Raw genomic sequence first — 13,492 nt, 5'->3', positions numbered from 1 at the left:
AATTCTAGCGTGCCGTCCGGCCGCGTTCCCTACGGCGGCGTGATGCCGGCGGGGCGCCGGCCTGGTGCCGCGCCGCACCCCGGCAGCCGCCGGCATGGTTGCCACGCTCAGGTCGGGCGATTGCGGATCACCGGGTCGCTCTGGAGCAAGCCGTCCCCGCCCTGCCGCGCGTTCGCGACCTGGGTACTCCGACCCGCCGGCATCGTGCCGCCCTTGGCTGGATACGTGATGTGGTTGCCGTCGGCGTCGATCAGGTGCACGTGGTAGCCGTAGTCGGTGTCCGCCGTGGCACTGTTGTCGTCGGTGCCCGAGGCGCTGTCGCCGCTAGCGGTGATGCCGGTGAAAGGCGCCCCGGGATCGTCGAAGGTGATCGGCGGATCGTCGAAGGTAAAGGTGTCGCTGTTCTCGTGGGGCCGCCATTCCACCGGGCGCTTGCCCCTGTTCATCGCGTGCACCGCTGGGTGCACGGTGACGGTATCGCCCCTGAGTCTCACTTTGATCGCCATGGCGTTGCTCCTCGTGGTTGCCGGTGTTCCCCTGATATTCCTGCTGAGCCGGTCCGGGCCGTCATCGGGTGGGCATGCGCGCCCCATCCGAATGTCGTTTGCGCGCCCCGCGCAGTTGCCGGATCTCCACTATCGATTCCCGTTCGTCGGCGTCGCTGCTGGACGAGGCCTGATGCCCGCGGCAGCCCACTCGAGGAACGCGGGATCGCGATAACCGGCCGCATCGAGCCGGCTGACGAGGACGCGCGCTTCCGTGGTCCGCCCCAGCAATTGCAGCAACTCCGCGCGGACCGACAGTTGCTCCGGGTCCCGCGAATCATCGCCATAGACACGCAATGCGTCGAGCGAACGATTCCACGCGTCCGCAGCCGCTGCAGGCCTGCCTAGGTGCGCGTCCAGCTTGCCGAGCAGGAGCAACGCCGATGCCAGGCCCAGGCTGGCATCGCGGCTATCCGGGCGTTCCTGGAGCAAGGCCGCGTATTGGGAACGCGCGCCAGCGGCCAGGCCGGCGGCGCGGGCGCGGTGGCCTTCCTGCCATTCCAGTTGCGCCGATTCCAGCAGGGTTGCCGCCTTTCCGAGGCGGCCGCGGACGCCATCCGGAGCGCGGGCGACGATGTCGCCGTAGAGCGTGGTCGCGCGCGCCAGCATCCGGCGCGCAGCCACCCGGTCCCCTTGCAGGCGCATGACCCTGGCGAGCCTGCGGCAATACGACGCAAGGTCTCCCGCGAGGTCCACGTCGCCCGGGCTTTCGGCCAGCATCGCGCTGCCGACGTCATGGGCGCGTTGCAGGCTTTCCCGTGCCTCATCCAGCTGCCCGCGCGACCCGGCTACGTGCGCATAGAACGTATCCGCCGCCGCCAGATAGGCCCTGGTCACGTTGTTGCGTGGATCGTCGGCCAGGAGGGTGCGCAGCAGCGCGCGCTCGGCCGCATAGTAGCGTTCCGCGCCGGCCAGGTTGCCCTGCTTGTACAACAGCTGCCCGAGCGAGTCATAGGTATCCGCCAATCGCTGCTTGTATTTGGCGTTGCCGGGTTGCCGCTCGACCAGCGCTTGCGCGACCCGCTGGACGGAAACGTAATCGCCCAGCGCCTGCTCGAACTGGCCGCGCACTTCGCGCAGGTGTCCCCGGTTGTTGTAGGCCCACATCAAGCGCTCCTGCCAATCCCCGTTTCGCGGGTGCGCGTGCACGACCCGGGCCACGATCGGCAGTGCCTTGTCAAAACGGGCCAGGGCGGCATCGATGTCGCCGCGCTGCCACTCGTTGAGCCCCTGGAAGGAATAGGCATCGACGACCGCCATCTGCAGGTCGGGGTTGCCGGGCTGCCGGGCGGCGGTCGCCCTGGCGATATCCAGCGATTCGGCGAAAGCCCTCCCGGCGTCGTCCATGCGGCCCTGGGCCAGCCTGACCTGGCCGATCATCAACAGCGCCTTCGCGCGCTTCCCGCTCCCCTCCACGCTCGCACCGGGGCCTTGCGCATCCCAATAGCCCATGACGTGGTCGGCGACCTCGTCGAGGATGTCCAGTCGATTGACCTCGTCGAGCTTGTCCTTCAGGTTGCCGAGCATGAAGCCGATCAGGTTCTCGGCCTGCTCGCGCTGGAATTGCGCCTGGTTGCGCGCATGCAGCGCGAACGCGGCCAGCCCGCTGGTGGCCAGCATGCCGACCAGCGAGAGCCCGGCCACCCACGCCAGTTTCCGGTGCGCGCGCTGCTGCTCGCGCTGGCGCAACTCGTCGAAGCCGACATCGAGCAGTCCCGACAGCAACTTGAGCTTGGCGTTTGCCTTGCCGTCCTTGCCGGGGCGGGCGTCGGCGGCGATGGGCTCGGTACGCCCGGGCATCGATCCGCCATCGGCGCCGATGCGATGGCGCAAAGCGGGAGCGAAGCATTCCTCGTGTTCGCGGCCGGGTATGTCGCCCGCGTTGGGTTCGCCATCCACGATCAGGCAGAACACGCGTTGCTCGCGCCCGAGGCGCTTGAACTCGCGCACTTCCGCGTCCACCCAGCGCGAACTGGCCGAGTGCGGCGAGCAGATCACCACCAGCGCGGCCGACTGCGCCAGCGCCTCGTTGACCTTGCGGTCGAGGTCGGTGGCGCTGGGCAGTTCATCGCGGTCGCGGAACACCGGTGCGAACCGTTTCGGGATCGTCCCGGCGGCGGTCGTGCGCCCGACCAGGCGCTGCGGGATCAGATAGGTCTCCAACGCCTTGTGCAGCCAGTCGGCCCAGCGGCGGTCGGCGTGGCTGTAGCTGATGAACGCGTGGTACTTGCACTGCGGCATCGGCGATCCCCGGGGGAGGACGGATGACGTCGTACGGAGCGGATGCCGCCGATCGCCGCTGCGACGATCGTCCCTGGCATTCCGTGCGCGCTGCCATCGCCGGTGGCGCCTCGATGGCCCTGTATGAACGCGCCCACCCCGTGGATGCGGACAGCCGCGGACCGCCAACCCTGTGACGCGGCTACGATGGCGGTCCTTCCAGCCGATGCGGAGCCCGCCATGCCCGTCCCCACCCGCCCCCGGATCCCGCGCCATCCCCTGCTGCTCGCCTGCCTCGCCGCCCTCGCGGTGGCCGCCTGCCAGCGCGGGCCGCAACCGCCCACGCCTGCCGATGCCGCGCCCGCGGCCGCCACGCCCGCGAGTTACGCCGCGCAGCACGCCGGCGACTACGCCACGGTTCCGCTCAAGGCAGACCTGTCGGCGTTCGACGACAGCGGCAAGCGCATGCTGGCGCGCCTGGTGGAAGCCAGCGAGGTGATGAACGACCTCTACTGGCAACAGTCCTGGGACGGCGACCGCGCCGCACTGCTGGCGCGCGCGCCCGACGACGCCACCCGTGACCTGGTCGCGCTCAACTTCGGGCCCTGGGACCGGCTCAACGCGGACACGCCGCTGCTGCCCGGGATCGGTCCGCGCCCAGCCGGCGGCACCTTCTATCCGGCCGACATGACCAAGGCGGAATTCGAAGCCGCCGACCTGCCGGACAAGACCTCCTGGTACACGCTGCTGCGCCGCGACGACGCCGGCAAGCTCACCACCGTGCCCTACCACGTCGCCTACAAGGCCGACCTGGAACGCGCGGCGGCGCTGCTGCGCGAAGCCGCGGCGGCCAGCGCCGACAAGTCCTTCGCCAACTACCTGTCGATGCGCGCCGACGCACTGCTCAGCGACGACTTCCAGCCCAGCGACCTGGCGTGGATGGACATGAAGTCCAATCCCGTGGACATCGTGATCGGCCCGATCGAAACCTACGAGGACCAGCTGTTCGGTTACAAGGCCGCATACGAAGGCGTGGTGCTGGTCAAGGACCAGGCCTGGAGCGCAAAGCTGGCGCGCTTCGCGGCGTTCCTGCCGGACCTGCAGCGCGGCCTGCCGGTGGACGACAGGTACAAGGCCGAAACACCCGGTTCGGATGCGGACCTCAATGCCTACGAAGCCGTGTACTACGGCGGCAATGCCAACGTCGGCGCCAAGACCATCGCCATCAACCTGCCCAACGACGAGCAGGTGCAGCTGAAGAAGGGCACGCGCCGGCTGCAACTCGAGAACGTGATGCAGGCGAAGTTCGACGCCATCATGGTGCCGATCGCCAGGCAGCTGATCGCGCAGGACCAGGTGCAGAACGTCACCTTCGACGCGTTCTTCCAGAACACCATGTTCCACGAGGTCGCGCACGGACTCGGGATCAAGAACACGCTCGACGGCAAGGGCACGGTGTCGGAGGCGCTGAAGGACTACGCGTCCAGCTTCGAGGAGGGCAAGGCCGACGTGCTCGGGCTGTACATGGTCGATGCGCTTGCCAACAAGGGCGAGCTCGACAAGTCCAGGCTGATGGACAACTACGTCACCTTCCTCGCCGGAATCCTGCGCTCGGTGCGCTTCGGCGCCACCGACGCGCACGCCAAGGCCAACATGCTGCGCTTCAACTTCTTCGCCGAACATGGCGCGTTCGCGCGCGACCCGCAGAGTGGCCGCTACCGGGTCGACTTCGACCGCATGCACGAGGCGATGAACGCGCTCAGCCGGACGCTGCTGACGATCCAGGGCGACGGCGACTATGCGCAGGCGAAAGCGTTGACCGACGACAAGGGCGTGGTCGGCCCGGAACTGGCGGCGGACCTGAAGAAGCTGGACAAGGCCGGGATCCCGGTCGACATCCGCTTCGAGCAGGGCCTGGAGACCCTGGGCCTGTCGCAATACGCGGCGCCGGCTTCATCGGCGCAGGAGCCCGTCGCGCAGTAGCGCCCGCGCACAGGAAGCCGATTCGCCCCGAACCGATTCCCGCGACCGGGCAACAAAAAAGCCGGGCAGTGCCCGGCTTTTCCGCGCCCGATGATCCCCGGGTCAACGTGCTTCCGCGACCTCGACGCCGTCCAGGCCCTGCGACAGGGTCTTGGCATCGCCGCCCTGCGCCAGCTTGATCCGCAGGCGCACCTCGTTGGCCGAGTCCGCGTAGCGCAATGCATCCTCGTAGCTGATCTCGCCGGCCTGGTAAAGCTCGAACAGGGCCTGGTCGAAGGTCTTCATGCCCAGGTTGGTGGATTCCTTCATCACTTCCTTGAGCTTGTGGATCTCGCCGTCGCGGATGTAGTCCTGCACCAGCGGCGTGCCGAGCAGGATCTCCATCGCCACGCGCCGGCCCTTGCCGTCCGGGGTCGGGATCAACTGCTGCGCGACCACGCCCTTGAGGTTGAGCGACAGGTCCATCAGCAGCTGGCCGCGCCGGTCCTCGGGGAAGAAGTTGATGATGCGGTCCATCGCCTGGTTGGCGTTGTTGGCGTGCAGCGTGCACAGCACCAGGTGGCCGGTTTCGGCGAAGGCGATCGCATGGTCCATGCCCTCGCGGGTACGCACCTCGCCGATCATGATCACGTCGGGCGCCTGGCGCAGCGTGTTCTTGAGCGCCGCGTCCCAGCTGTCGGTGTCGATGCCGACTTCGCGCTGGGTGATGATGCAGCCCTCGTGCTTGTGCACGAATTCGATCGGGTCCTCGATGGTGATGATGTGCCCGGTCGAGTTCTGGTTGCGGTAACCGATCATCGCCGCCAGCGACGTCGACTTGCCGGTGCCGGTGGCGCCGACGAAGATGATGATGCCGCGCTTGGTCATTGCCAGCGTCTTGATGATCGGCGGCAGGTTCAGCTCTTCGATGGTCGGGATCTTGGTCTCGATCCGGCGCAGCACCATGCCGACCTGGTTGCGCTGGTAGAAACAGGACACGCGGAAGCGGCCGACGCCGGAGACGCCGATCGCGAAGTTGCACTCGTGCGTCTTCTCGAACTCCTCGCGCTGCGGCGGCGTCATCACGTTGAGCACCAAGTCGCGCGACTGCTGCGGCGTCAGCGGATTCTGGGTGATCGGCGAGATCTTGCCGTGGACCTTCATCGAAGGCGGCATGCCGGCGGTGATGAACAGGTCGGACGCCTTCTGGTGCGCCATCAGCTTGAGGAACGAGGTGAAATCGATGCTGCTCATGGAGCCTCCACTACCCTGCCTGCATTGTCGTCCCATGCGAAGCGAGGGACCTGCCTGTACCGACGCGACCCGGGAAGCGACGCAAACCTCGCCGCGCCCGGGATGACTGTATGTGCGATTACTCGAACAGGCGCTTGTCCTTGGCGTACTCGCGGGCCTGCTGGCGGGTGACCACGGCGCGCTTGACCAGGTCCTGCAGGTGCTGGTCGAGGGTCATCATGCCGTACTGCTGGCCGGTCTGGATCGACGAATACATCTGCGCGACCTTGTCCTCGCGGATCAGGTTGCGGATGGCCGGCGTGCCGACCATGATCTCCCAGGCCGCTGTGCGGCCACCGCCGACCTTCTTCAGCAGCGCCTGCGAGATCACCGCGCGCAGCGACTCGGACAGCATCGAGCGCACCATCGGCTTCTCGCCGGCGGGGAAGACGTCGATGATGCGGTCGATGGTCTTGGCCGCCGAACTGGTGTGCAGGGTCGCGAACACCAGGTGGCCGGTTTCCGCGGCGGTCAGCGCCAGGCGGATGGTCTCGATATCGCGCATTTCGCCGACCAGGATGTAGTCCGGGTCCTCGCGCAGGGCCGAGCGCAACGCCTCGTTGAAGCCGTGGGTGTCGCGGTGCACCTCGCGCTGGTTGATCAGGCACTTCTGTGCAGTGTGCACGAACTCGATCGGATCCTCGATGGTGAGGATGTGCCCGTATTCTTCCTTGTTGATGTTGTCAACCATCGCCGCCAGCGTGGTCGACTTGCCCGAGCCGGTCGGCCCGGTCACCAGGATCAGGCCCTGCGGCTGGTCGATCAGTTCCTTGAAGATGCGCGGGCAGCCCAGGTCCTCGAGCGTCAGCACTTCCGAGGGCACCGTGCGGAACACCGCGCCGGCGCCGCGGTTCTGGTTGAAAGCGTTGACGCGGAAACGCGCCAGGCCGGGGATCTCGAAGGAGAAGTCGACCTCGAGGAATTCCTCGTAGTCGCGGCGCTGCTTGTCCGACATGATGTCGTAGACCAGCGCGTGCACCTGCTTGTGGTCGAGGGCCGGGATGTTGATGCGGCGGACGTCGCCGTCCACCCGGATCATCGGCGGCAGGCCCGCCGACAGGTGCAGGTCGGAAGCCTTGTTCTTGACCGAGAACGCCAACAGCTCGGCGATATCCATGCGTGCTCCCCTGCACTCGACTGAAGCGGCCGTTGATGGCCGGCGCTGCCCCGAAACACCCGTTCCGCTGGAACGGAACGCTCCCGGGCGGCAGTATAGGCCGAATTCCGGGATGTCAAATCGCCGGCAACCCCCGCCCATTCAAGAGGATGCCACGACGTGCTTGCGCTCGCCCTGCACGACCTCTTGCAACGACTTGATAACGCGGCGCGCCAGGCCGGGCGGCCACCGCCCCGATTATTGGCCGTGAGCAAATTCCAGGACGCGACCGCGGTCGCGGAATTGGTCGGCGCCTGGCGCGCCGCGCGTCCCGGCGAGACCCCGGCGCTGGGCGAGAACTACGTGCAGGAGACGCAGGCCAAGCAGGCAGCTCTCGGCGACCCCGGCCTGGAATGGCACCTGGTCGGCCACCTGCAATCCAACAAGGCGCGCGAGGCCGCGGCGCTGTTCGACTGGGTGCAGTCCGTGGACCGGCCCAAGCTGGTCGCGGCGCTGGCCGCGCATCGCGATCCCGAGCGCGCGCCATTGAACGTGCTGCTGCAGGTCAACATCGACGACGAAGCCAGCAAGCACGGTTGCGGGCCGGAGGACGTGCCCGCGCTGGCGGACGCCATCGCCGCGCAGCCACGGCTGGCGCTGCGCGGGCTGATGGCGATCCCGGCGCCGTTGCCGGACCTGGAACGCCGCCGCGAGGCTTTCCGCCGGATGCGCGCCCTGTTCGAACAACTGCGGCCGGGGTACCCGCAGGTCGATACCCTGTCGATGGGCATGAGCGACGACGCCACGCTCGCGATCGCCGAAGGCGCGACAATGGTGCGGGTCGGCACGGCGTTGTTCGGCAGCCGCGAGCGCAAGGGCGGCCGGCCCGGCACGCCGTCGACCTCCTGAAGCCCACGCGAAGACCTGCATGCCCCCAAGCTCCGAGATCCAGGCCAGCAATCCCGAGACCATCGCCTTCATCGGCGCCGGCAACATGGCCCGCAGCCTGGTCGGCGGCCTGGTCGCGCGCGACAAGCCCGCGGCCGCGATCCGCGTGGCCGAACCCGTGGCGGAACTGCGCGACGCCATGCAGCGCGATTTCGGCGTGGCGGTGTTCGTCGAAGGGGCCGACGCGGTCGCCGGCGCGGCGACCTGGGTGCTGGCGGTCAAGCCACAGGTGCTGCGCAGCGTGTGCGCGGCCCTCGCGCCGCTGGCGCAGGCCTCGCAGCCACTGGTGGTTTCGGTCGCCGCCGGCATCACCGCCGCGCAACTGGAGCGCTGGCTCGGTGGCGATGTCGCCGTCGTGCGCTGCATGCCCAATACGCCGGCACTGCTCGGCGCCGGGGTGACCGGGTTGTACGCCAATCCGCGGGTCGGCGCCGACGGGCGCCGGCGCGCGCAGGCGCTGCTCGCGGCGGTCGGCGCAACCGTATGGCTGGACGACGAGGCGCGGATGGACGCGGTGACCGCGGTCTCGGGCAGCGGCCCGGCCTACGTGTTCCTGCTGGCCGAAGCAATGCAGGCGGCCGCGATCGCCGAGGGTTTGCCGGCGGAAGCGGCGCGCACCCTCGTCCTGCAGACGATCCTGGGCGCGGCGCGCATGCTCACCGAGGACGACGCGGACGCGGGCGAACTGCGGCGCCGGGTGACCTCGCCCGGCGGCACCACGCAGGCCGCGATCGAGGCGTTCGAAGCCGGCGGCCTGCGCGAACTGGTCGCGGACGCCATCGCCGCGGCCACCCTGCGCGGCCGCCAACTGTCCGCCGCGAACGACTGACTGCCCCGGAGCCACCCATGCAAAAGCCACACCTCGTCCTGGCCCTGTCGCTGTCGCTGCTCGGCGCCTGCGGCCAGCAACCGTCGCCCGCAGCCGTCGCCCCGGCGCCGGCCCCTGCCGACAGCCAGGGCGAGGCGGTCGTCCGCATCGGCGACGTCACCATCCGTGCCAGTGCGGTGCAGACCGCGGCGCTCAATGCCGGCGTCGCCGCCCGCTACGGCATCGCCCGCGACCCGGCCACGGTGCTGTTGCTGGTGACGGTGCGCAAGGGCGGAGACGCCGACGCGGTGTCGTTGCCGGCAACGGTTACCGCGACCGCGACCGACCTGCGCGGCGGCCGCCAGCAGCTTGCGATGCACGCACTGGAGACCGGTGGACTGGTCGACTATGTCGGAACCGTGTCGACGACGCTGCCGGAGACCTTGCGCTTCGACGTGGCCGTGGTGCCGGCGGGCGCCGGCGCCACGCGCCTGCAGCTCAGTCGCGACTTCTTCCCGTTGTAGGCATCGATGCCGTCGCTTGCAGGCGCAGCTTCAGGCGCTTGCAGGAGCGCGCTCCGCCTGTTTGCAGGCGCGGGATCCGGCGTGTCGAGGCGCGGCCTGTCGGTGCGAGCCTTGCTCGGACGCGATCCGGAAAGCCGGGAGCTCGCGGCGACAAGCCGCTCCTGCAGGAACCGTCCCTAGCGCCTGGATTTCGCCGCCCATGCGCCGATGATGCGTGCGATCTCCCGCACGCCATCGGTCAACGCAGCCGGGCCCGGCTGCAGGATGAGCGGCGACTTGACCTCGTGCAGTTCACCGTCGCGCACCGCCGGGATCGCGGCCCAGCCCGGTCGTGCGGCCACCTTTTCGGGCCGGAACTTCTTGCCGCACCACGAACCCAGGATGATGTCCGGCGCGCGGCGGACGACTTCGCCCGGATCCTCGAGGATGCGCTGTTTCGCCAGCGATTCCGCCGCGCGCTCGGGAAAGATGTCGTCGCCGCCGGCGATCCGCACCAGCTCCGCCACCCAGCGGATGCCGGTGATCGGCGGCTCGTCCCACTCCTCGAAATACACCTTCGGACGCCGCGGCAGCGCGGCCGCCTGCCGCGCGATCGCGTCGAGCCCCTGCTGCAGTCCGGCCGCATAGGCATCGGCCTTCGCGGCAACGCCTACCAGCGCGCCGAGCCTGCGCACGTAATCGAGGATGCCGTCCACGCTGCGGTGGTTGCTGATCCAGACCTCGACGCCCCTGCGGATCAGTTCGGCGGCGATGTCGGCCTGGATATCGGAAAACCCGACCACGAAATCCGGCTCGAGCTTCAGGATCTCATCGATCTTCGCGCTGGTGAACGCGCTGACCTTGGGTTTTTCCCGGCGCGCAGCCGCCGGCCGCACGGTGAAGCCGCTGATGCCGACGATGCGATTCTGCTCGCCAAGCGCGTACAGGACTTCGGTCGGCTCCTCGGTGAGGCAGACGATGCGCCGGGGGCCGCCCACGTCAGCCTTCACGGATACAGCATCCGCTTCGACCAGTTGCAGGCGACATCGCGCTCGTACAGCCAGCGCTCGTGCAGCCGGTAATCGGCGCCGTGCCAGAACTCGATCCAGCGCGGCCGTACCCGGAACCCGGTCCAGCGCGGCGGCCGCGGCACGTCGCGGCCTACGAACCTGCGCTCGGCCTGCGCCAGCCGCTGCTCGAAGGTTTCGCGGCTATCCAGCGTCTCGGACTGCAGCGATGCCCACGCGCCGAGCTGGCTGCCGCGCGGGCGACTGCCGAAATAGGCGTCGGCCTCGTCGTCGGGCACCGTGTGCACGCGGCCCTCGATCCGCACCTGGACGCCCTGGCGCACGCGCGGCCAGTGGAACAGCAGCGCCGCGTAAGGATTGGCCTGCAGTTCGCGGCCCTTGCGGCCATCCAGGTGGGTGTAGAACACGAAGCCCCGCGCGTCGAACGCCTTCAGCAGCACCGTGCGTGCCGACGGCCGCGCATCCAGCGACGCCGTCGCCAGCGTCATCGCGTTGCGGTCGGGTTCGCCGGCCGCCGCGGCCTCGTCGTACAACCGCGCGAACTCGGCCAGCGCCTGCGAGTAAAGAGCGTCTTCGTCCATTGCGTTATTGTCGCGCGATGGCAACGCCCACGCATCCCGGCCACGAGCAGGCCGCCCCACGGCCCCCCGGCACGGGCTACGCCCCGGAATTCGTCGCCCGCGTGTACCGGGCCGCGCAGGACGCCGGCGGCCCGGTCTTCGCCATCGCCGGCCTGCAGGGCACCGGCAAGTCCACGCTGTCCGCGCAGATCGCCGACCTGGCGGCAACGCAGGATCGCAAGGTCGTGTCGCTGTCCATCGACGACTTCTACCTCGGCCACGCCGCGCGCCAGGAGCTCGGCCAACAGATCCATCCACTGTGCGCTACCCGCGGCGCCCCCGGCACCCACGACGTGGCGCTGGCCTGCGACGTGCTGGACGCGCTGGCCGCGGGCCGCCCCGCCGCGCTGCCCCGTTTCGACAAGATCGCCGACGATCGCGAACCCGAGTCGCATTGGCCCGTCGTCGCGCACGCCGACCTGGTGATCCTGGAAGGATGGTTCCTGAAGGTGCCGGCCGAAGACCAGGCCGCGCTCGCCGAACCAATCAACGCGCTCGAGCGCGACGAGGATCCCGACGGCACCTGGCGGCGCTGGAGCAACGATGCGCTCGCCAACGACTATCCCGCGCTGTGGCAGCGCCTGCCCCGCTTGCTGTTCCTGCAGGGCCCGGGCTTCGACATCGTGCCGCAGTGGCGGTGGCAGCAGGAGCAGACGCTGCAGGCGCGGCATCCCGACCGCAAGGCGATGTCGCATGCGCAGGTGCTGCGCTTCGTGCAGTTCTTCGAGCGCGTGAGCCGGCAAGCCATGCGCACCTGGCCAGGCATCGCGGACTGCACGATCCGGCTGGACGCCGAGCGCCACCCACTCGATCCGTTCTAGTGGCGCAAGGTGGGATACACCCGCGATCATGCCCAACGCGCCGCCGCGCGCTGCGGTACCCGCTTGCGGAGAACCGGAAGCCGGTGGAAGTGGTGGGCCGTGAAGGATTCGAACCTTCGACCAAAAGATTAAAAGTCTTCTGCTCTACCGACTGAGCTAACGGCCCACGAGACCCGCGCCGGCACGGGAGGCGAATTCTAGCGCAGCACGCGCCACCACCGCCTTACCCGCGGTATCGGGTCGGGTCGGCGACGCCGGCGGCGGCGAAACCGTCGGCGCGCAGCCGGCACGCGTCGCAGTGGCCGCAGGCGCGGCCTTGCGCGTCGGCCTGGTAGCAGGACACGGTCAGCGCGAAATCCACGCCAAGGCGCAGGCCTTCGCGCACGATCTCGGCCTTGGACATCCGCAGCAGCGGTGCATGCACGCGGAAGCCGGCGCCCTCCACCCCGGCGCGGGTCGCGACGTTGGCAAGCCGCTCGAAGGCCTCGATGAATTCCGGGCGGCAATCCGGGTAGCCGGAATAGTCGACCGCATTGACGCCGCAGAACAGGTCGGCGCTGCCCAGCACCTCGGCCCAGCCCAGCGCCAGCGACAGCATGATGGTGTTGCGCGCCGGCACGTACGTCACCGGGATGCCGGCGCCGATGACGTGGCCGTCGCTGTCGTCCGGTACCGCGATGTCGGTGTCCGTCAGCGCCGAACCGCCGATGCTGCGCAGGTCGACCGCCACGGTCTTGTGCGCGGTCGCATCGAGCGCGCGGGCGACGCGGTCGGCGGCGTCCAGTTCGGAGGTGTGGCGCTGGCCGTAGCGCACGCTCAGCGCGTGTGCGGCGAAGCCCTGCTCGCGCGCGATCGCCAGCACCACGGCCGAATCCATGCCGCCGGACACCAGCACCACGGCGGGCTTGCGCGCGCTAGCGTCCATGGCTTGCGTCGGGCATTGCGTTCATCGTCCCGGCTCGTCGTTCCACAGCAGCTTGTGCAGCTGCAGCTGGAAGCGCACCGGCGGCTTTTCGGCCACGATCCAGTCGGCCAGTTCGCGTGCCGGCAATTGCGCCGCGCTCGGCGAGAACAACACCTCGCAGGCTTCGTGCAGGCGGTGCTCGGCGACCACGGCGCGGGCCCAGTCGAAATCGGCGCGGTCGCAGATCACGAACTTGACCTGGTCGCGGGCGGTCAGCAGCGGCAGGTTGGGCCACAGGTTGCGCGCGGCCTCGCCCGAGCCGGGGGTCTTGATGTCGAGCACGCGGCAGACGCGCGGGTCGACGCCGGCAATATCGACCGCGCCCGAGGTTTCCAGCGAGACGTCGTAGCCGGCGTCGCACAGGCGCCGGAGCAGGCCGAGGCAGCGCTTCTGCGCCAGCGGTTCGCCGCCGGTGACGCAGACGTGGCGCACGCCGTGGCGGGCGACTTCGGCCAGGATCGCGTCGACCTGCCACCAGTCGCCGCCGTGGAAAGCGTAGGCGGTGTCGCAATACTGGCACCGCAGGGGGCAGCCGGTCAGGCGCACGAACACCGTCGGCCAGCCGGCATCGCGGGCCTCGCCCTGCAACGAAAGGAAGATCTCGGTGATGCGGAGCCGGTCCGCGGCGGAGGCCGCATCGGGGGCGGCGGCCGCGTCGGAAACGATGGTCATGGGGCCCATTTT

Annotated in this window: 13 protein-coding genes and 1 tRNA gene; 5 read left to right on the top strand and 9 right to left on the bottom strand. The window is 69.2% G+C overall.

What is annotated here, in order from left to right:
- Nucleotides 1–107: 107 nt before the first annotated feature.
- Together MQC88_RS07555 and MQC88_RS07550 are read right to left on the bottom strand one after the other, a co-directional pair.
- Complete coding sequence (locus MQC88_RS07555) at nt 108–506, bottom strand: hypothetical protein (RefSeq protein WP_243320692.1); 399 nt, start codon at nt 504–506, stop codon at nt 108–110.
- 129 nt (nt 507–635) lie between these two features.
- Complete coding sequence (locus MQC88_RS07550; protein WP_243320690.1) at nt 636–2,786, bottom strand: toll/interleukin-1 receptor domain-containing protein; 2,151 nt, start codon at nt 2,784–2,786, stop codon at nt 636–638.
- Nucleotides 2,787–3,005: 219 nt separating this feature from the next.
- Here MQC88_RS07550 and MQC88_RS07545 point away from each other — a divergent pair, with 219 nt between their 5' ends.
- A complete protein-coding gene (locus MQC88_RS07545) occupies nt 3,006–4,748 on the top strand; it encodes a dipeptidyl-peptidase 3 family protein (RefSeq protein ID WP_243320689.1) in 1,743 nt (580 codons plus the stop codon).
- Between the two features lie 102 nt (nt 4,749–4,850).
- Here MQC88_RS07545 and MQC88_RS07540 read toward each other — a convergent pair whose 3' ends face one another.
- Nucleotides 4,851–5,981: a PilT/PilU family type 4a pilus ATPase gene (locus MQC88_RS07540; protein WP_243320687.1), complete on the bottom strand. Its 1,131-nt coding sequence runs from the start codon at nt 5,979–5,981 to the stop codon at nt 4,851–4,853.
- A 118-nt stretch (nt 5,982–6,099) separates the two neighbouring features.
- A complete protein-coding gene (locus tag MQC88_RS07535) occupies nt 6,100–7,137 on the bottom strand; it encodes a type IV pilus twitching motility protein PilT (RefSeq protein WP_117201271.1) in 1,038 nt (345 codons plus the stop codon).
- Between the two features lie 159 nt (nt 7,138–7,296).
- On the opposite strand from MQC88_RS07535, the gene MQC88_RS07530 reads away from it, so the two are divergent.
- Genes MQC88_RS07530 through MQC88_RS07520 form a run of 3 tightly spaced genes read left to right on the top strand, consistent with a single transcriptional unit; the run spans nt 7,297 to nt 9,396 of the window.
- On the top strand, nt 7,297–8,025 hold the full coding sequence (locus MQC88_RS07530; protein WP_425491605.1) for a YggS family pyridoxal phosphate-dependent enzyme: 729 nt from the start codon (nt 7,297–7,299) through the stop codon (nt 8,023–8,025).
- 19 nt (nt 8,026–8,044) lie between these two features.
- Nucleotides 8,045–8,893, top strand: a complete 849-nt coding sequence (proC, locus tag MQC88_RS07525) for a pyrroline-5-carboxylate reductase (protein ID WP_243320685.1) — start codon at nt 8,045–8,047, stop codon at nt 8,891–8,893.
- 17 nt (nt 8,894–8,910) lie between these two features.
- Nucleotides 8,911–9,396 (top strand): DUF4426 domain-containing protein, encoded by a 486-nt coding sequence (locus MQC88_RS07520; RefSeq protein ID WP_243320683.1) that lies wholly within the window; start codon nt 8,911–8,913, stop codon nt 9,394–9,396.
- A gap of 176 nt (nt 9,397–9,572) precedes the next feature.
- On the opposite strand, the gene MQC88_RS07515 is transcribed toward MQC88_RS07520, so the two are convergent.
- Both MQC88_RS07515 and pdxH read right to left on the bottom strand, forming a co-directional pair.
- Nucleotides 9,573–10,385, bottom strand: a complete 813-nt coding sequence (locus tag MQC88_RS07515) for an ABC transporter substrate-binding protein (protein ID WP_243320680.1) — start codon at nt 10,383–10,385, stop codon at nt 9,573–9,575.
- Nucleotides 10,382–10,984, bottom strand: a complete 603-nt coding sequence (pdxH, locus tag MQC88_RS07510; protein ID WP_243320679.1) for a pyridoxamine 5'-phosphate oxidase — start codon at nt 10,982–10,984, stop codon at nt 10,382–10,384. Before pdxH ends, MQC88_RS07515 begins: the two co-directional genes overlap by 4 nt.
- 17 nt (nt 10,985–11,001) lie before the next feature.
- On the opposite strand from pdxH, the gene MQC88_RS07505 reads away from it, so the two are divergent.
- Nucleotides 11,002–11,844, top strand: a complete 843-nt coding sequence (locus MQC88_RS07505; RefSeq protein ID WP_243320676.1) for a kinase — start codon at nt 11,002–11,004, stop codon at nt 11,842–11,844.
- A 90-nt stretch (nt 11,845–11,934) separates the two neighbouring features.
- Here MQC88_RS07505 and MQC88_RS07500 read toward each other — a convergent pair.
- The 3 genes from MQC88_RS07500 to queE form a co-directional block, all read right to left on the bottom strand.
- Nucleotides 11,935–12,010 (bottom strand) — tRNA-Lys (locus MQC88_RS07500).
- 57 nt (nt 12,011–12,067) lie between these two features.
- A complete protein-coding gene (gene queC / locus MQC88_RS07495; protein ID WP_243320674.1) occupies nt 12,068–12,769 on the bottom strand; it encodes a 7-cyano-7-deazaguanine synthase QueC in 702 nt (233 codons plus the stop codon).
- 21 nt (nt 12,770–12,790) lie between these two features.
- Entirely contained in the window at nt 12,791–13,480 is a 690-nt protein-coding gene (queE, locus tag MQC88_RS07490) for a 7-carboxy-7-deazaguanine synthase QueE (RefSeq protein ID WP_243320671.1), read from the bottom strand.
- Nucleotides 13,481–13,492 lie beyond the last annotated feature (12 nt).

Source organism: Cognatiluteimonas sedimenti, from assembly GCF_022808325.1.
GTDB lineage: Bacteria > Pseudomonadota > Gammaproteobacteria > Xanthomonadales > Xanthomonadaceae > Cognatiluteimonas > Cognatiluteimonas sedimenti.
The sequence above is the reverse complement of the archived record's forward strand: the minus strand, read 5'-3'. Positions and strand labels throughout refer to the sequence as shown.